The sequence below is a fragment of the Pseudomonas sp. Ga0074129 genome (genome assembly GCA_001465025.1).
GTDB lineage: Bacteria > Pseudomonadota > Gammaproteobacteria > Pseudomonadales > Pseudomonadaceae > Aquipseudomonas.
Genome location: LNDO01000039.1, coordinates 1 through 17,930 on the forward strand (window position 1 = coordinate 1; position 17,930 = coordinate 17,930).

At 55.0% G+C, this 17,930-nt stretch carries 17 protein-coding genes; 13 read left to right on the top strand and 4 right to left on the bottom strand.

Features of this window, described 5'->3' with window-relative positions; all coding sequences use genetic code 11:
• Positions 1-243: 243 nt before the first annotated feature.
• Positions 244-855 (bottom strand): transcriptional repressor LexA, encoded by a 612-nt coding sequence (gene lexA, locus AUK77_RS02285; protein ID WP_296125687.1) that lies wholly within the window; start codon positions 853-855, stop codon positions 244-246.
• A 264-nt stretch (positions 856-1,119) separates the two neighbouring features.
• Between lexA and AUK77_RS02290 the strand changes: the two genes are divergently transcribed.
• From AUK77_RS02290 to AUK77_RS02305, 4 genes are read left to right on the top strand one after another with little or no spacing between them, the layout of a single operon-like run.
• Positions 1,120-1,827: a TetR/AcrR family transcriptional regulator gene (locus tag AUK77_RS02290; protein ID WP_296125689.1), complete on the top strand. Its 708-nt coding sequence runs from the start codon at positions 1,120-1,122 to the stop codon at positions 1,825-1,827.
• Positions 1,828-1,874: 47 nt separating this feature from the next.
• Positions 1,875-2,399, top strand: coding sequence for a L,D-transpeptidase (locus tag AUK77_RS02295; protein WP_296125690.1), 525 nt, complete (start codon positions 1,875-1,877; stop codon positions 2,397-2,399).
• A gap of 21 nt (positions 2,400-2,420) precedes the next feature.
• A complete protein-coding gene (gene nagZ / locus AUK77_RS02300; protein WP_296125710.1) occupies positions 2,421-3,419 on the top strand; it encodes a beta-N-acetylhexosaminidase in 999 nt (332 codons plus the stop codon).
• A gap of 9 nt (positions 3,420-3,428) precedes the next feature.
• A complete protein-coding gene (locus tag AUK77_RS02305; protein WP_296125691.1) occupies positions 3,429-4,166 on the top strand; it encodes an S-methyl-5'-thioinosine phosphorylase in 738 nt (245 codons plus the stop codon).
• 51 nt (positions 4,167-4,217) lie between these two features.
• On the opposite strand, the gene AUK77_RS02310 is transcribed toward AUK77_RS02305, so the two are convergent.
• Positions 4,218-4,757: a CsiV family protein gene (locus tag AUK77_RS02310; RefSeq protein WP_296125693.1), complete on the bottom strand. Its 540-nt coding sequence runs from the start codon at positions 4,755-4,757 to the stop codon at positions 4,218-4,220.
• 3 nt (positions 4,758-4,760) lie between these two features.
• Positions 4,761-8,216, bottom strand: coding sequence for a transcription-repair coupling factor (gene mfd, locus AUK77_RS02315; RefSeq protein WP_296125712.1), 3,456 nt, complete (start codon positions 8,214-8,216; stop codon positions 4,761-4,763).
• 137 nt (positions 8,217-8,353) lie between these two features.
• On the opposite strand from mfd, the gene AUK77_RS02320 reads away from it, so the two are divergent.
• Entirely contained in the window at positions 8,354-9,820 is a 1,467-nt protein-coding gene (locus tag AUK77_RS02320; RefSeq protein WP_296125694.1) for a glyceraldehyde-3-phosphate dehydrogenase, read from the top strand.
• A gap of 56 nt (positions 9,821-9,876) precedes the next feature.
• Here AUK77_RS02320 and AUK77_RS02325 read toward each other — a convergent pair whose 3' ends face one another.
• Positions 9,877-10,437: a chalcone isomerase family protein gene (locus tag AUK77_RS02325; RefSeq protein ID WP_296125695.1), complete on the bottom strand. Its 561-nt coding sequence runs from the start codon at positions 10,435-10,437 to the stop codon at positions 9,877-9,879.
• Positions 10,438-10,702: 265 nt separating this feature from the next.
• On the opposite strand from AUK77_RS02325, the gene AUK77_RS02330 reads away from it, so the two are divergent.
• The 8 genes from AUK77_RS02330 to nqrM are packed head-to-tail and all read left to right on the top strand — an operon-like array spanning position 10,703 to position 17,809.
• Positions 10,703-12,040 carry a Na(+)-translocating NADH-quinone reductase subunit A gene (locus AUK77_RS02330; protein WP_296125697.1) on the top strand — a complete coding sequence of 446 codons (1,338 nt, stop codon included), beginning with the start codon at positions 10,703-10,705 and terminating at the stop codon, positions 12,038-12,040.
• Positions 12,041-12,043: 3 nt separating this feature from the next.
• A complete protein-coding gene (locus AUK77_RS02335; RefSeq protein ID WP_296125698.1) occupies positions 12,044-13,255 on the top strand; it encodes an NADH:ubiquinone reductase (Na(+)-transporting) subunit B in 1,212 nt (403 codons plus the stop codon).
• On the top strand, positions 13,248-14,036 hold the full coding sequence (locus AUK77_RS02340) for a Na(+)-translocating NADH-quinone reductase subunit C (RefSeq protein WP_296125700.1): 789 nt from the start codon (positions 13,248-13,250) through the stop codon (positions 14,034-14,036). The genes AUK77_RS02335 and AUK77_RS02340 overlap by 8 nt, the downstream gene beginning before the upstream one ends.
• On the top strand, positions 14,033-14,707 hold the full coding sequence (locus AUK77_RS02345) for an NADH:ubiquinone reductase (Na(+)-transporting) subunit D (protein ID WP_296125701.1): 675 nt from the start codon (positions 14,033-14,035) through the stop codon (positions 14,705-14,707). The genes AUK77_RS02340 and AUK77_RS02345 overlap by 4 nt, the downstream gene beginning before the upstream one ends.
• Positions 14,707-15,315, top strand: coding sequence for an NADH:ubiquinone reductase (Na(+)-transporting) subunit E (gene nqrE, locus AUK77_RS02350; RefSeq protein ID WP_296125703.1), 609 nt, complete (start codon positions 14,707-14,709; stop codon positions 15,313-15,315). The genes AUK77_RS02345 and nqrE overlap by 1 nt, the downstream gene beginning before the upstream one ends.
• A gap of 15 nt (positions 15,316-15,330) precedes the next feature.
• Positions 15,331-16,557 (top strand): NADH:ubiquinone reductase (Na(+)-transporting) subunit F, encoded by a 1,227-nt coding sequence (gene nqrF / locus AUK77_RS02355; protein WP_296125704.1) that lies wholly within the window; start codon positions 15,331-15,333, stop codon positions 16,555-16,557.
• Between the two features lie 2 nt (positions 16,558-16,559).
• Positions 16,560-17,585: an FAD:protein FMN transferase gene (locus AUK77_RS02360; protein WP_296125707.1), complete on the top strand. Its 1,026-nt coding sequence runs from the start codon at positions 16,560-16,562 to the stop codon at positions 17,583-17,585.
• The gene (nqrM, locus tag AUK77_RS02365) at positions 17,582-17,809 is read left to right on the top strand and encodes a (Na+)-NQR maturation NqrM (RefSeq protein WP_296125708.1); all 228 of its coding nucleotides are present in this window, start codon (positions 17,582-17,584) and stop codon (positions 17,807-17,809) included. Before AUK77_RS02360 ends, nqrM begins: the two co-directional genes overlap by 4 nt.
• Positions 17,810-17,930 lie beyond the last annotated feature (121 nt).

Here is a 17,930-nt window from a genome sequence, read left to right on the forward strand (position 1 = left end):
CGGTGTCCGGATGCTCGTGGAATGAGTGTCCGGATCAGCGTGGAATCACTGTCCGGATGTGCGTGGAATGGGTGTCCGAGTCAGCGTGGAATCCGCACTGTAGACGATAAAAATGCATCAAAAAGCGGTAGTTGATTGCGGTTCAGTGAGTGTGGAAACTGCATATGTCCTCCACTGGCGGGCTGATCAATGGCTTGCATTGTCGAAACGGCAATTTAGTTATTAGGCGTTTACAGTCCGTGACTAGCGGCGAATGACGCCAACGCTAAGGCCCTCAATCATCAATTCCTGTTCTTCCAAATTGATTTCAATGGGCGAGAATTCCGGGTTTTCTGCCATCAGCCAAACGCGGTTGCCTTCGCGTTTGAAGCGTTTAACCGTAACTTCATCATCAATTCGTGCGACCACCACCTGGCCATTACGCGCTTCACGGGTGGTATGAACGGCCAGTAGGTCACCGTCGAAAATGCCGATGTCCTTCATGCTCATGCCGCGTACGCGTAGCAAGTAATCGGCCCTGGGGTGAAAGAAGTCTGGGTTGATTCGGCACGATTCTTCAATGTGCTGCTGCGCTAGAATGGGGGCGCCAGCAGCCACTCGACCGATCACAGGAAGGCCTTCCTCATCCTCTGTGTTGGGTTCAAAACCTGGGATGCGTATGCCGCGTGACGCTCCCGGCGTCATCTCGATTGCGCCTTTACGTGCAAGCGCCTTGAGGTGTTCTTCCGCGGCGTTAGGCGACTTGAAACCTAGCTTTATCGCAATTTCCGCGCGGGTTGGCGGGTAGCCATTGCTTTCAAGACACTCCTTAATGAAGGCAAGGATTTCAGCTTGGCGTGGCGTCAGTTTTAGCATGGTTAGCTCTGTTTTTATGTACAGGTGCTGGAATTATATACAGTGAATTAAGCTTGGCAATCACAGAATCATCTGCGCATGTCGATCTCGTTCGTGCGGTGACTTTAATCGTTGTAACTTGCTAGGTTGCTTGAGCGTCTAGCGTTGATGAGTATTTGCGGCTTGATGCGTGACTACTCAGCCACAAGATGGTTTGCTCGGCTTGACAAGGCGGGCGGCTAAAACGTATGTTTCAAACAAGTGTTTGTTCAGATGAAAAGAGTCATGGCCCAGTCGGAAACCGTTGAACGCATTCTTGATGCGGCAGAACAGCTTTTTGCAGAAAAAGGCTTCGCCGAAACATCTCTGCGATTGATCACCAGCAAGGCTGGGGTCAATTTGGCGGCGGTCAACTATCACTTCGGCTCAAAGAAAGCCCTGATTCAAGCAGTCTTCTCACGTTTCTTGGGGCCTTTTTGTACAAGTCTTGAGCGTGAGCTTGATCGCCGTCAGGGCAAGCCGGAGGTCAAGGTCAGCCTTGAGGAATTGTTAGAACTCCTCGTCGAACAAGCACTGGCCGTCAAGCCTCGCAGCGGTAATGACCTGTCTATTTTCATGCGCCTGCTTGGTTTAGCGTTTAGCCAAAGCCAGGGGCATCTGCGCAAATACCTCGAAGAGGTGTACGGCAAGGTGTTCCGCCGTTACATGCAGTTGGTTCATGAGGCAGCGCCACGTATTCCTCCATTGGAATTATTCTGGCGTGTGCATTTTATGCTGGGTGCAGCAGCCTTCAGCATGTCTGGCATCAAGGCTCTGCGCGCTATGTCGGAAACCGACTTTGGCGTTAATACATCGATTGAGCAGGTGATGCGCTTGATGGTGCCGTTTCTTGCCGCAGGCATGCGTTCGGAAACTGGCCTCACAGATGAATCCCTCGCCAATGCTCAGTTGAAGCCGCGCACTAAAACCGCAGCTGTACCTAGCAAAGTTTAATCCGTGCTGGTGGGCTTGGTGGGTGCTATCCGCTAAGCTAACGCCCCATGTCTTCCCTCGATTTGTTGCATATCTCCCTTGCTGATCAGTCGCTGTATGGCTTTGCCAACGGTCGGCTTCAGCTGCGTTTTGCTGTTTCTACTGCGCTGAATGGCGCTGGTGAGCGAAATGGATCCGGCTGCACGCCGCGTGGTTTACACCAGGTGCGAGCAAAGATTGGCGAGGGCCTTCCCTGTGCTGCGGTGCTGCGTGGTCGGCGCTACACCGGTGAAATCTGGAGCCCAGACTTACATGTGCAGTTCCCCGGTCGAGACTGGATTCTTACGCGCATCCTCTGGCTAAGTGGCTGTGAGCTTGGGCGCAACCGGCTCGGCGATGTCGACACCTTTCGCCGTTATATCTACATACACGGCACACCGGACACTGAGCCCATGGGCGTGCCGCTGTCTCATGGCTGCATTCGAATGCGCAATAGCGATCTGATGACACTTTTTGCCTGTGTGCCGCCGCACTGTGTCGTTCAGATTGATGAGGCGGCTTGCCCGCAGTGGGCCGCGCAAACACTTTTATAAGGACGGATGGTGAGTAAACCCATGCAAGGTTCGTTGATGCTGGATATCGCTGGCACTTGGCTTACGCCAGAGGACCGGCAGATTCTGCGTCAGCCACAAGTGGCAGGTCTGATTCTGTTTGCACGCAATATCGAAGATCCGCGCCAAGTTCGCGAGTTGGCGGCCTCTATTCGCGGTATACGTCCCGATTTGCTGCTTGCAGTCGATCAGGAAGGTGGACGTGTGCAGCGGCTGCGTCAGGGCTTCGTGCGTTTGCCAGCTATGCGAGCGTTGGCCGATAACGCCAACGCCGAGTTGCTCGCCGAGCATTGTGGTTGGGTTATGGCCACCGAAGTGTTAGCCGCCGGGCTGGACCTGAGTTTTGCCCCGGTGCTTGATCTTGATCATCAGCGCAGCGCGGTGGTCGGCAGTCGGGCATTTGAAGGCGATGCGCAGCACGCCACCCTGTTGGCTGGAGCATTCGTTCGCGGCATGAATGCCGCGGGTATGGCGGCTACCGGCAAGCATTTCCCCGGGCATGGCTGGGCCGAAGCTGATTCCCATGTGGCCATCCCCGTCGATGAACGCAGTCTGGAGCAGATCCGCGCCGTCGATCTGCAACCTTTTGCGCGATTGAGCCAACAGCTGGCGGCAGTGATGCCCGCGCATGTGATCTATCCTCAAGTAGACAGTCAGCCCGCAGGCTTTTCCCGCCGCTGGTTGCAGGACATTTTGCGCGGTGAATTAGGCTTTAAGGGCGTCATCTTCAGTGATGATTTGTCCATGGCTGGTGCACATGTGGTGGGTGATGCAGCGTGCCGAATCGAGGCCGCGTTGCAGGCCGGTTGTGACATGGGCTTGGTGTGTAATGACCGTGCCGCGGCTGAGTTGGCCTTGAGCGCTTTGCAGCGCCTCAATGTAGAGCCGCCGCAGGGGCTGGCGCGGATGCGTCGGCAGGCTTTTCCCGGTATTGAGTATCGACAAAGTCCGCGTTGGCTTGAGGCGTTGGCCTGCCTGCGCGAGGCGCAATTAATCGATTAGGAGCAAGGGATGACGGTTTACGCGATTATCGGCGGTACAGGGCTCACCAAGCTGGATGACCTCACCATCACGGCCGCGCTGCATATTGATACGCCCTATGGTGCGCCTTCGGCGGCCGTGCTTAAAGGCAACTATGCAGGCCGTGAGGTGCTATTCCTGGCGCGCCACGGCCATCCACACCGCATCCCGCCTCATCAGGTTAACTACCGGGCCAATTTATGGGCACTGCGTGAGGCCGGAGCGACTGCAATTATTGCGGTCAATGCCGTTGGGGGGATTCATGCGGCCATGGGCACAGGGCATTTCTGCCTGCCGCATCAGATCATTGATTACACCTATGGTCGCGAACAGACTTTTTTTGAGGGCGAGTTGGACCATGTGACTCATGTGGACTTCAGCCACCCTTATGACGCCTCGTTGCGTCGTAAGCTGGCCGATGCGCTCCAGGCTGAAGGGGCTGAATTTAGCAGCCACGGCGTTTACGGCTGCACCCAAGGGCCTCGCCTGGAAACAGTGGCAGAAATCGCTAGGATGGAGCGCGACGGCTGCGACCTCGTCGGTATGACGGGTATGCCGGAAGCTGTTCTCGCGCGTGAATTGGTTTTGCCTTATGCCTGTCTGTCGCTGGTGGTTAATCCGGCGGCGGGCAAATCCAAGGCGTTGATCACTATGGCGGAAATCGAGCGTGCGCTTGAGGAAGGCATGGGCACCGTTAAGGCTGTGTTGGCGCGCCTGCTCGCGGGTTGAGTCAGCTCAATGTCAAAGGGCCGCTGATGCGGCCCTTTGTTTCTCTGGGGTTTACAGCGGATTGATGCGAACCAGCATGCCCAGGCTGCCATTGTCGACAAAGGTCAGTTCACCGCTTTTCAGGCGTGTAGTTTGTTTGATGCGTTCGCTGTCGTTGAGCGTGCCGCTGTCATCGAACTGGTTGACCCAAATATCACTCTGCAACTCGATTAGGCGGTCTTCGCGAAGGCTGACGGTACCCTCAATCGGGTGATGGCCGAAGTGTTCAAAGCCCGTCTGGATGGCAACGCTGCTGCTGGTGTTGCCGATGTTCTGCGCCCAAGCCTGGTGCAGTAAGACCTGATAGCCGTTGGCGGGGTTGAGTTTCCCCGCTTCTGCATTCAATGCGGTGCTGCGCAGGTTGTTACTGTCGATTGGCAGGGCGTTTTGCGCCCAGTTGTCCGGCGGCAACTGGCCTGCGGAGATGGGCTCGGCGGCCTGGCGGAAGACAATCACTTCAACGTGGTACAGGCGCTCGGCCAGTGCGGCATGACTGGTGAGCAGGCACAGCATAAGAAGCGGCAGCAGGGTCAGGGGGCGAAGTGCGCGCATGGATCAGTCCTTTACAGATTGCGAAAGTAAACGCTCGAGCAGGGCTTCGAGGGTGTTGAAACGTTCTTCCGGGCGCTCCATCGGCACCGAGAAGCGGAACAGTGTTGCGCCTTCAAACTTGTAGCGTGTGGGCTGGCTCTGGATCAGTTTGATCAGGGTCAGCGGATCGACGCAGGTGTTGGCAGCAAACTCGATGCGCCCGCCTTGTGGGCCTGCGTCGATTTTCTTAATGCCGAGTTTCTCAGTCTGCAGTTTGAGCAGGGTGATGCGTACCAGGTTCTTGGTCGGCTCAGGCAGCAGGCCAAAGCGGTCGATCATCTCCACCTGCAGCTCTTTCAGGCCGTCTTCATCGATGGCATTGGCAATGCGTTTGTAGAGAATCAGCCGTGCATGCACATCCGGCAGGTAATCCTCGGGGATCAAGGCCGGTACGCGCAGGTTGATTTCCGGGCCGCCACCCAGTGGCTGATCCAGGTTAGGCTGCTCGCCTTTGCGGATTGATTTCACCGCGCGCTCAAGCATTTCCATGTACAGGGTGAAGCCCACGGCCTGGATCTGCCCGCTCTGGCCGTCGCCGAGCAACTCACCGGCCCCGCGAATTTCCAGGTCGTGGGTGGCCAACACAAAGCCTGCACCGAGGTCCTGAGCGTTGCTGATGGCCTCGAGGCGCTTTTGTGCGTCTTCCGTCATCTGCTTGCGCGGTGGTGTCAGCAGGTAGGCGTAGGCCTGGTGGTGACTACGACCGACACGGCCACGCAGTTGGTGCAGTTGGGCCAGGCCGAATTTGTCGGCGCGCTCGATGATGATGGTGTTGGCGCTGGGTACGTCGATACCTGTTTCGATAATGGTCGAGGCGATCAGCACGTTGAAGCGCTTGTGGTAGAAGTCGCTCATCACCTGTTCCAGTTCGCGCTCGCGCATCTGCCCATGGCCGATGCCGATACGTGCTTCCGGCACCAGTTCAGCCAGATCATTGGCGCATTTCTCGATGGTCTTCACATCGTTGTGCAGGTAGTACACCTGGCCGCCGCGCAGCAACTCACGCAGCAGCGCTTCCTTGATGGTCGGGTTGTTCTGCTCCATGACAAAGGTGCGCACCGACAGGCGGCGCGCCGGTGGCGTGGCGATAATCGACAGGTCGCGCATGCCGGCCACGGCCATATTCAGGGTGCGCGGAATCGGCGTGGCGGTGAGGGTGAGGATGTCCACTTCGCTGCGCAGAGCTTTGAGCTGCTCCTTCTGCCGTACGCCGAAACGGTGTTCCTCATCGATGATGCACAGACCTAAGTCTTTGAAACGCACATCGTCTTGCAGCAGTTTGTGTGTGCCGATAACGATGTCTATTTTGCCTTCGGCCAGTTTGACGACTGCCTCGTTCACTTCCTTGGTCGATTTGAAGCGACTCATGACTTCAACGGTCACAGGCCAATCGGCAAAACGGTCGCGAAAGCTGTTGTAGTGCTGCTGAGCCAGCAGGGTGGTGGGAACCAGCACGGCAACCTGGCGACCGCTGTGTACGGCTATGAAAGCGGCGCGCATGGCCACTTCGGTCTTGCCGAAGCCGACGTCGCCGCAGACCAAGCGGTCCATGGGCTTGGGCGCGAGCATGTCGGCCAGCACTGCTTCGATCGCAGTTTGCTGATCAGGCGTCTCTTCGAAGGCGAAACCGGCGCTGAAGGTGGCGTAATCCGCCAGCGGATCCCTGAAAGCATAGCCTTCGCGTGCGGCGCGGCGGGCGTAGATGTCGAGCAGTTCAGCGGCCACATCGCGGACCTGTTCGGCGGCCTTGCGTTTGGCTTTTTGCCAGGTTTCGGATCCCAGGCGGTGCAGTGGGGCGAGGGCGTCATCGCTGCCGGTGTAGCGGGCGATCAGGTGCAGGCTGGCCACGGGTACATACAGCTTGGCTTCTTCGGCGTACATCAGGGCGAGAAATTCTGCAGCTTGGCCGTCAATTTCCAAGGTGACCAAGCCCAGGTAGCGGCCCACGCCGTGGTCTATGTGCACAACGGGAGAGCCTTCGCGCAGCTCGGTGAGGTTCTTGATGACGTTGTCGCCACCATCGCGCGATTTTTCGCGGCGACGTCGTTGCATGACGCGTTGGCCAAACAGCGGGCTCTCCGCAATCAGTGCCAGCTCATCGAGCAGCAAGCCTTCATCCAGCGGGGCGATGCAGATGCCTAAGCGCTCTTTACTGGCAGCAAACGCCGGCCAGCCATCGACTTCCTTCGGCTTGAGCTTGAGGCGGGCAAGCAGTTCCAGCAGCACCTCGCGGCGCCCAGCCGATTCGGCACAGAACAATACGCGGCCAGGATATTCCTCGATAAAACGGCGCAGGGCTGCCAGCGGTTCACCGGCCTTGGCCTGAATCGCCAAGTCGGGCAGGGCGCGTGCATTGAAGCGGGTGCGGCCGACGCCTTCTTCAATGTCATCTTGGCTAACCACCACGCGCGGCCAGTTTTTCAGGCGGGCAAAGCAGTCTTCAACCGGCAGGAAAATATCGCCAGGCGGTAGCAGTGGTCGTTCTGGGTCAACGCGGCGGTCTTCGTAGCGGCTGCGCGCATCTACCCAAAAGTGCTCGGCCGCTTTCTCAATGCCGGGCAGGGAAAACACTTGGGTGTCGGCGGGCAGGTAGTCGAAGAGGGTGGCGGTTTCTTCAAAGAACAACGGCAGGTAGTACTCGATGCCGGCCGGGGTAATGCCGGTGCTCAGGTCCTGATAGATCGGGCAGCGGCGAAAATCCACATCAAAGCGTTCGCGAAAGCGGCCCCTGAAATCGGTTACGGCTTTCTTTTCCAGCGGGAACTCGCGCGCTGGCAGCAGTTTGATCGACTCGACCTTGTCGATGGAGCGCTGGCTATCAGGGTCGAACGTGCGCAGGGTTTCGATTTCATCATCGAACAGGTCGATGCGGTAGGGCTTGCTGCTGCCCATCGGGAACAGATCAATCAGCGCTCCCCGCACGGCGAATTCGCCATGTTCGTACACCGTATCCACGCAGCGGTAGCCAGCCGCTTCGAGGTTGCTGCGCATCTGGTTGACATCCACCTGTTGCCCCACCTCCAGCACCAGGCTGCTGCCCAGCAGAAAGCGCTTGGGCGGCAGGCGGTGTAGTGCAGTGGTAATCGGCACAACCAAAACGCCGTGTTTCAGTTCGGGCAGTCGATAGAGTGCGGCAATGCGCTGGGAAATAATGTCCTGATGCGGCGAAAACACATCGTAGGGCAGCGTTTCCCAGTCGGGGAAATGCAGTACGGGCAGGGTAGGCGCAAAAAAGCTCAGCTCTTCCTGCAGGCGCTCCGCACTTTGGCTGTCGGCGGTCAGCAGCAGAGTGAAACGTTTGGCATGGCTGGCGGCTTCGGCAATAGCCAAGCTCAGCGCGGCGCCAGGTAGGTTGCCCCAGTGTTGTTTTCCGGCAGTGGCCGGCAGGGACGGTAGGCGCAGTACGGATGCGGTAGGCACAGACACAGGCGGCTCACGGTCAAGGCACAAGGTCGGCGATTGTAACGGGCGTTTGCCTGCGGTGTCAGTTACGACAGTCGTGCATTGCTCATGCAGGCGTGCACCGTCATAATGTAGCCCCTTTTTTCAGCCCCTACATGTGGAAGGTACAGCCCGTGACTCAGAAGCCCGACCAGTGTCTCGGTGAGTGGATCGATCGAGAAGCCCTTGCGGAAGCGATGATTCCGATGATTGGCCAACTCTACCGTAACAATAGCGTGGTCACCTCGATCTACGGTCGCGGTTTAATCAACCGTTCCGTGATCGAAATTCTCAAGGCCCACCGCTTCGCCCGTCACCGTTTGGTGGGTGATAGCGAGTTGTCGGTCCACGATACCTTCCTGGTGCTTAAGGCCATGAGCGAGCTCAAATTGGGCGCCGCTTCGATTGACCTGGGCAAGATGGTCAGCAAGTTCAAGGCCGAAGGCCAGGGCCGCAGCATTGAGCAGTTCGTCAAAGACGAGCTGGTTGAAGTGGTTGGCAAGCAGAACAGTGAAGCCCGTGAAGGGACCGACGTAGTTCTGTACGGCTTTGGTCGTATTGGTCGTTTGCTGGCGCGCATCCTGATCGAAAAAACCGGTGGTGGCGACGGCCTGCGTCTGCGCGCCATCGTTGTGCGCAAAGGCGCGACCAATGACTTGGTCAAGCGCGCCAGCCTGCTGCGCCGTGACTCGGTGCATGGCAAGTTTGATGGCACTATCACCATCGACGAAGAGAACAGCACGCTGACTGCCAACGGCAACCTGATCAAGGTGATCTACGCCAAGTCGCCAGCCGAAGTCGATTACACCCAATACGGCATCAAGAATGCACTGTTGGTCGACAACACCGGTGTGTGGCGTGATGCCGAAGGTCTGGGTCAGCATCTGGCCTGCCCGGGTGTTGATCGCGTTGTGCTGACCGCACCTGGCAAAGGTGCGCTGAAGAACATCGTGCACGGCATCAACCACGGCGAAATCACCGCTGACGACAAGATCATCTCGGCCGCTTCTTGCACCACCAACGCCATCGTGCCGGTGCTCAAGGCCATCAATGATCAGTACGGCATTGTTAACGGCCACGTTGAAACTGTTCACTCGTATACCAACGACCAGAACTTGATCGACAACTTCCACAAGGGCGATCGCCGCGGCCGCAGTGCGCCGCTGAACATGGTGATCACTGAGACTGGTGCTGCCACCGCAGCTGCCAAGGCTCTGCCAGTGCTGAAAGGCAAGTTGACCGGCAACGCCATTCGCGTGCCGACGCCTAACGTGTCGATGGCCATTCTCAATCTCAACCTTGAGAAAGCCACCACTCGCGAAGAAGTTAACGAGTACCTGCGCCAGATGGCCATGCACTCAGACCTGCAGAAGCAGATCGACTTCGTTCAGTCGCAGGAAGTGGTGTCCACCGACTTCGTCGGCTCGCGTCATGCTGGCGTGGTGGATGCTGAAGCCACCATCTGCAACGACAACCGTGTTGTGCTGTACGTGTGGTACGACAACGAGTTTGGTTACAGCTGCCAGGTTGTACGCGTGATGGAAGATATGGCCGGGGTCAACCCGCCAGCTTTCCCACGTTAAGTACCGGTGTGAAACAAAAAATGGGAGCTTCGGCTCCCGTTTTTTATGGCATGTATTTAGTCAGCCAGCAGGCTGGTACGCAGTTTATCTGACAGGCCATTGGGTGACAGCCAGATGCCCAGGTACGCTTTAGCCAGCTCTGTATTCGGGCTTGTGAAGGCCGGCTGACCATTTACTTCCAGGGTCAAACCGTTTTCGGGGCTGAAGTTCAGGGCGTAACGATCACCTGGACGAATGTCGCGAAAAGTGCCGTGAAGCGCATCCACATCCGGGCGCAGTCGTGCCAGTGTGTCTGGCGTATGTTGACGTTCAAGCGTGACCCAGGCGGCTTTGATCACGTCTTGGCTGTCAATGTTGCGGAAGTAATAGAGTTCGAGACGTTGATCAAGTGGCTCGTTGATGGTTTGGCTGGCACTGGCTTGCGCTGGGGCATAGAACGCGGCGGCGTAAACATCTGCCCACAGGTAGGTAAGGACACTCTGGTTTTTGCGTTCTAGGCTGCTTTGTTCGAGTACGCGTGTGTTGGGAAAGTTGGCTTCTTGCAAGCGCTCACTGGTGCTGGCGAACAAGTCGCCACTGAGCACGAATAAGGCTGTAAATACCCATAAAAGGCGCATGGCTGGCTCCATTTAGTCAATTGGTCTTATGTCGCGCGGGTTAGCTTTGTAGTCAAGTCGCTATCTGTTGCCTTCTGTTACGTTAAACCGGATAAAAGCAAGCGCTTGGGTGGCCAGTGGCCGAAGGTGCGCCTTATAATCGGTCAGATTTTTTCCGCGACCGGCACTCCGCGCATCACCAAAATTTTTATGGGATTACATCCTTTTTTTGCGCGGTGCCGTCCGTATTCTAAAAAGCTTTTTAAATCAGTGGTTAGGCAAACCTATGATCAAAATAAAACATGGGCTTGATTTGCCCATCACCGGTGCGCCGGTGCAGCGCATAGAGGCTGCAAGGCCTGTGCGTAGCGTCGCCGTCATAGGCTTCGATTATCACGGCATGAAGCCGAGTATGGAGGTTCAGGTTGGTGATCGGGTCAAGCTCGGTCAGGTCCTGTTCTCTGACAAAAAAACGCCTGGCGTTCAATTCACGGCGCCGGCTGCGGGCATCGTAAGTGCGATCCATCGTGGTGAAAGGCGCGTGCTTCAGTCGGTTGTGATCGATGTTGACGGTGATGAGCAAATCACTTTCCCATCCGTTACGGCTGATCAGCTAAGCGCCCTAGGCGACGCTGATGTGCGCAAAGCCCTTCTGCAATCGGGTCTCTGGACTGCGTTTCGCACGCGTCCACTCAGCAAAGTTCCGGCCGCAGACGCTCAGCCTTCTTCGATTTTCGTCACAGCCATTGATACACATCCACTGGCTGCCGATCCGTCAGTCGTGATAGCCGAGTACGCGGCTGATTTCGAAAGTGGTCTGAAGGTCCTGAGTAACCTTGCCAAGGTTTTTCTCTGCAAGTCAGAGGGTCGCAACCTGCCAGGCGAACAGCTGAATAATGTGCAGGCTGAGTCCTTTGCTGGTCCGCATCCTGCTGGTTTGGCGGGTACCCATATTCACTTCCTGGATCCGGTCAGCGCTAACAAGAGTGTTTGGACGATCAACTATCAGGACGTGATTGCGGTGGGTAAGTTATTGACCACTGGCCGACTGTGGACGGATCGTGTGGTTGCGCTTGCTGGCCCAGTGGTCGAACAGCCGCGCCTGTTGCGCACACGCCTTGGCGCGAGCTTGAGCGAATTGACCGCCGGGCAATTGCAGCCAGGGGTAAACCGTGTGGTTTCAGGGTCTGTGCTGGGGGGGCGTACTGCGCAGGGTGCATTTGCGTATCTGGGTCGTTACCACCTGCAGGTGTCATGTTTGGCCGAAGGCAGTGAGCGCGAAATGCTGCACTACTTACGTGCTGGCGTGAACAAGCACTCGGTTATGAATATTTTCGTATCCAAACTGCAGGCCGCTAAAAAATTCGCATTTTCTACCACCACCAATGGCAGTCCACGCGCCATGGTCCCGGTGGGCAATTATGAAGCAGTGATGCCACTGGATATCCTGCCGACTCAACTCCTGCGCTACTTGATCGTCGGTGACACCGAGATGGCCCAAAAACTGGGTTGTCTGGAACTGGACGAAGAAGACCTGGCGCTGTGCACCTATGTGTGTGCCGGCAAATATGAATATGGCCCGATCCTGCGCGATAACCTCGCGCGCATCGAGAAAGAGGGTTAAGTCATGGGTGTTCGTGCATTTCTCGACAAGATCGAGCACAACTTTGAAAAAGGCGGCAAGTACGAGAAGTTCTATGCCTTGTATGAGGCTATTGATACGTTCTTCTACCGCCCCGGCAGCGTAACCAAAACCACCGCGCACGTACGTGATGGCATTGACCTCAAGCGCATGATGATCACGGTATGGGTATGTACTTTCCCAGCCATGTTTTTTGGCATGTGGAACACCGGTTATCAAGCCAACCTTATCTTTGCCAACAGCCCAGAGCTGCTCGCTGCGCAGGAAGGCTGGCGCTTCGGTTTGATTGGTGCACTGGCTGGCTTTGACCCCAATAGCTTGTGGGACAACTTCATTCAGGGTGCAGCGTATTTCTTGCCAGTCTATGCGGTGACGTTCATCGTCGGCGGCTTCTGGGAAGTGCTGTTCGCGTCTATCCGCAAGCATGAAGTCAACGAAGGTTTCTTTGTCACGTCGGTGCTGTTCGCCCTGATTCTGCCGCCAAGTATTCCGCTTTGGCAGGTTGCGCTAGGCATTAGCTTTGGTGTGGTAATCGGCAAGGAAGTGTTTGGCGGTACCGGAAAGAACTTCCTCAATCCAGCTCTGACAGGCCGCGCCTTTCTGTTTTTTGCATACCCTGCCCAGATGTCCGGTGATGCGGTCTGGACCTCCGTTGACGGTTTTGCTGGGGCCACTGCTCTGAGCTTGGCGGCTGCCGGTGGTGTCGAAAATGTAGTGAATAGTGGCATTACCTGGATGGATGCCTTTATCGGCACGATTCATGGGTCGATGGGTGAAACCAGCACATTGGCAATCATGATTGGTGGCGGCGTATTGCTGCTGACCAAAATTGCTTCTTGGCGCATCGTTACGGGTGTAATGCTGGGCATGATTGGTTTCACGCTGCTGCTTAATACACTGGGTTCAAACACTAACCCGATGTTTGCTATGCCTTGGTATTGGCACCTTGTAGTTGGTGGCTTTGCCTTTGGTATGTTCTTTATGGCCACTGATCCTGTGTCGTCGTCGATGACTAATACAGGCAAATGGATCTTTGGTGCATTGATTGGCGTTATGGTTGTCATGATTCGAGTGATCAATCCCGCCTTCCCTGAAGGCATGATGTTGGCGATCCTCTTCGCCAACCTGTTTGCACCGCTTATCGATCACTTTGTCGTTCAAGCCAATATCAAACGGAGGCTGGCACGTAATGTCTAGTCAAAAAGAATCCACTGCTCGCACGTTGATGGTGGCCTTCCTTGTCTGCTTGGTCTGTTCGGTTTTTGTGGCCGGAGCCGCTATTGCATTGAAGCCCGCCCAAGTTGAGAACCGTCAACTCGACAAGCAACGTAGCATTTTGGCTATCGCGGGTTTGGGCAAAGAAGGTATGAGCAGTTCCCAGGTCAAGGCGCTGTTTGCCGAACGTATTGATGCGCGAATTGTTGATCTTGAAACAGGTAAGTTCAGCGATGAGCAAAATCCAGAAACGTTTGACCCGCTGAAGTCTTCCAAAAACCCACAATCGTCCTCTGTATTAACGGGTGCTGATGATATTGCGTCGATTAAACGTCGCGAGCGGTTCACCACGGTGTATTTGGTCGAGCAGGATGGCAAGTTGGAAACCGTGATTCTGCCTGTGCGGGGTTATGGGCTCTGGTCAACATTGCATGGCTTTATGGCGCTGCAGGGCGATTTGAACACTGTCGCAGGTCTGGGTTTTTATCAGCATGCGGAAACGCCCGGTCTTGGTGGTGAGGTGGATAATCCCAAGTGGAAAAGTTTGTGGCTGGGTAAAACGCTGTTTGATGGAAAAGGTGAGTTGGCCATCGAAATTGTGAAAGGCAACGTTGATCCTCAAAGTGCCCAAGCAAATCATCAAGTTGATGGGCTTGCTGGCGCGACGCTGACTCAAAATGGGGTTAACAACCTGCTGCAATTCTGGCTGGGAGAAAATGGTTTTGCCCAGTTCCTTGCCAACCTGCACAAAGGGGAAGCTTGATTATGTCCCAGCCAACTATTAAAGAAGTACTGCTGAACCCGATCTTCAATAACAACCCAATTGGCTTGCAGATACTGGGTATCTGTTCTGCGTTGGCGGTGACCGTCAACCTTAAAACAGCGTTGGTAATGTCGATCGCACTAACGCTGGTGACCGGGTTTTCTAACCTGTTCATCTCGATGATCCGCGGTCAGATCCCAAGTTCAATTCGTATGATCGTACAGATGGTGATCATCGCCTCCTTGGTAATTGTCGTTGACCAAGTTCTTAAAGCCTTTGCCTATAGTCTGTCTAAACAGCTATCTGTGTTCGTAGGCTTGATCATCACCAACTGTATTGTGATGGGGCGAGCTGAAGCTTTTGCCATGCAAAACCCACCCGTATTGTCATTTTTTGATGGCATTGGTAACGGCTTGGGCTACAGCGCTATATTGATTGCCCTGGGTATTATTCGTGAGCTCTTTGGTGCTGGTAAATTGCTGGGCTACGAAATAATTCCAGTGTTAAACGATGGTGGCTGGTATCAGCCCAATGGCATGCTTCTGTTGCCACCCTCTGCGTTCTTTCTGATTGGTTTGTTCATCTGGGCGCTCAGGGCCTGGAAGAAAGATCAAGTGGAGAAGCCAAGTTTCAAAATGGCGCCTCAGGTGTCGAATAAGGAGGCCTATTAATGGAGCATTATCTCAGTTTGTTCGCTAAGGCTGTGTTTGTTGAGAATATGGCCTTGGCCTTCTTTCTTGGTATGTGCACTTTTATCGCCATCTCGAAGAAAGTTGAGACAGCAATTGGTCTTGGTATTGCGGTGGTTGTGGTGCAGGTCATTACCGTGCCCGCCAACAACCTGATTTACACCTATTTGCTCAAAGACGGCGCGTTGGCTTGGGCCGGGTTGCCAGAAGTGGATCTGAGCTTTCTGGGTCTATTGAGCTATATCGGTGTAATTGCAGCCATTGTCCAGATACTGGAGATGCTTCTGGATAAATACGTTCCCAGTCTTTATAACGCGTTGGGTATTTTCCTTCCGCTGATTACTGTGAACTGCGCCATTATGGGCGGTACGCTCTTCATGGTTGAGCGCGATTACAATCTTACCGAAAGCACCGTATATGGCCTTGGCTCTGGTTTGTCTTGGGCGCTGGCAATTGCTGCGCTTGCCGGCATACGCGAGAAGCTCAAGTACAGTGATGTTCCAGACGGTCTTCAGGGTCTTGGTATTACCTTTATTACTATCGGTCTTATGTCTCTGGGCTTTATGTCCTTCTCCGGCGTGCAGTTGTAAAGAAGGGGTACGCAGATGATTAATGTAGAGATATTTATCGCCATCGGCATGTTTACCGGCATTGTGTTGGCGTTGGTGCTGGTCATTCTTGCGGCGCGCGCCAAGCTGGTTTCCAGCGGTGACGTGAGCATCGAGATTAACGGCGAAAAAACAATCGTGGTTCCGGCAGGCGGCAAGTTACTGCAAACCTTGGCGGCCAATAATATCTTCCTGTCCTCTGCCTGCGGCGGTGGCGGTACATGTGCGCAGTGCAAATGTGTGGTCGAGCACGGTGGTGGTGAAATGCTGCCTACAGAGGAAGCAGCCTTCACTCGTCGCGAAGCTAAGGCGGGCTGGCGGTTGTCTTGCCAGACGCCGGTCAAGCAAGACATGAAGATTGAGGTGCCGGAAGAAGTCTTCGGTGTTAAGAAATGGGAATGCACCGTTGAGTCCAACCCCAACGTAGCGACCTTTATTAAAGAGTTGACGTTGAAGTTGCCAGAGGGTGAAAACGTTGACTTCCGTGCCGGTGGCTATGTGCAGTTGGAGTGCCCACCGCACGAGGTTCACTACAAGGACTTTGATATTCAGCCCGAGTACCGGGGCGATTGGGACAAATTTAACCAGTGGAAGTACGTATCGAAGGTTGAAGAGACGGTGATACGTGCTTACTCAATGGCCAACTATCCTGAAGAGCGTGGCTTGGTTAAGTTTAATATCCGTATTGCTTCACCACCGCCCGGTAAAGATGATTTGCCGCCGGGCAAGATGTCTTCATACGTATTTAGCCTTAAGCCTGGCGATAAAATTACAGTTTACGGACCCTTTGGTGAGTTCTTCGCCAAAGACACCGAGGCTGAAATGGTCTTTATCGGCGGTGGTGCTGGCATGGCTCCGATGCGCTCGCACATTTTTGACCAGCTCAAGCGGTTGAAGTCCAAGCGCAAGATCAGCTTCTGGTATGGCGCACGCTCCATGCGTGAGGCCTTCTATGTTGAAGAATATGATCAGCTGCAGGCTGAGAATGAGAACTTCAAGTGGCATCTGGCACTGTCTGACCCCCTGCCGGAAGACAACTGGACGGGCATGAAGGGCTTCATTCACAACGTGCTGTATGAGAACTATCTGAAGAACCACCCAGCACCTGAAGAGTGTGAGTTCTACATGTGCGGCCCGCCCATGATGAATGCCGCCGTTATCAAGCTTTTGATTGATTTGGGTGTGGAGGAGGAGAACATCCTGCTCGACGACTTCGGCGGTTAAACATGAGCCATGTGCTTCTAAAGCCCGTTATAGCTGTCAGCATGCTGACAGCCCTAACGGGCTGTTGGTTTTCTGAGCGTGTAGAAGAATTTAGTGGCCCAACCATGGGCAGCACTTACACGATCAAGTATGTGCGTGGAGAGTCTTCTCCTGGTCTTGATTTGGTCAAACGTGAAACCGAAACAATTCTTGCCGAGGTCGATCTGCAACTCTCGACCTATCGCGCTGATTCAGTCATCGAGAAGTTCAATCATGCTCCTGCTGGAAGCTGTCAGGTTATGCCGGCAGGCCTGCTGGAATTGGTGGATGCGGGTTACGCACTGCACGAGGAAAGTGATGGGCTTTTGGATTTGACCTTGGAGCCCGTTCTGAATCTCTGGGGGTTTGGCCCGCAGGCGCGTGCAGGAAAAGTTCCGACACCTGAGGCTCTTGCCGCTGCCATTAGCCGAGTAGGCATGCAGTATCTGCGTCGTCAGGGCGAGCAGTTGTGCAAGGATGTTGACCTGCAAGTTGACTTCAACAGCATCGCCGCAGGCTACGCCGTGGACAAGATCGTGCAGCGTTTAAGTGAGTTGGGTGTTAGCCGCTATATGATTGAGGTGACGGGCGAGCTTAAAGCCGCCGGTCTGAAGCCGGATGGTCAGCCTTGGCGTATTGGTTTGGAGGCGCCACAGGACGGCCAGCGTGTAGCCCAGCGTGTATTGGCAGTTGATGGTTATGGCATTTCCACTTCGGGTGATTACCGTAATTATTTCGAGGAAGACGGTCAGCGTTATTCGCATACCCTCGATCCATCGACCGGAAAGCCGATTAATCATCAATTGGCCGCAGTAACCGTCGTGGATAAATCCACGTTACGCGCAGATGGTTTGTCTACAGTGCTTATGGTCATGGGCACAGAGCGAGGCTTGGCGTTTGCCGAGCGCAAAGGTATTGCCGCCTTTTTCGTGACCCGTGAAGGTGACGGCTTCGTCACACAAGCAACTCAGGCTTTCGAGCAGCTATTTCCAGCAGGAGACGAGCAATGACGTTCTTAGTGGTTTTTTTGGTCATGCTTCTGGTAGTGGGCATGATGGCTATTGGCGTAATCATGGGCCGTAAGCCTATTGCCGGTTCTTGCGGCGGAATCGCCAATCTAGGAATTGAGAAAGAGTGTTCGATTTGTGGCGGCAGCCGCGAGAAGTGTGAAGAAGTAAATCGTGATCAGGATGACGGCACGACAGCCCTGGCATACGACGCGACCAAACGCTAATCGTGTGCGGGTAGCGGTTAAGTTAGCCTGAATTCAACCCATAAGTGCAACGCTCACCCCTGCATACACTTCGTACGGTGTCTTCCAGCCCAGGCGTTTGCGTGGGCGTAAATTGATCTTC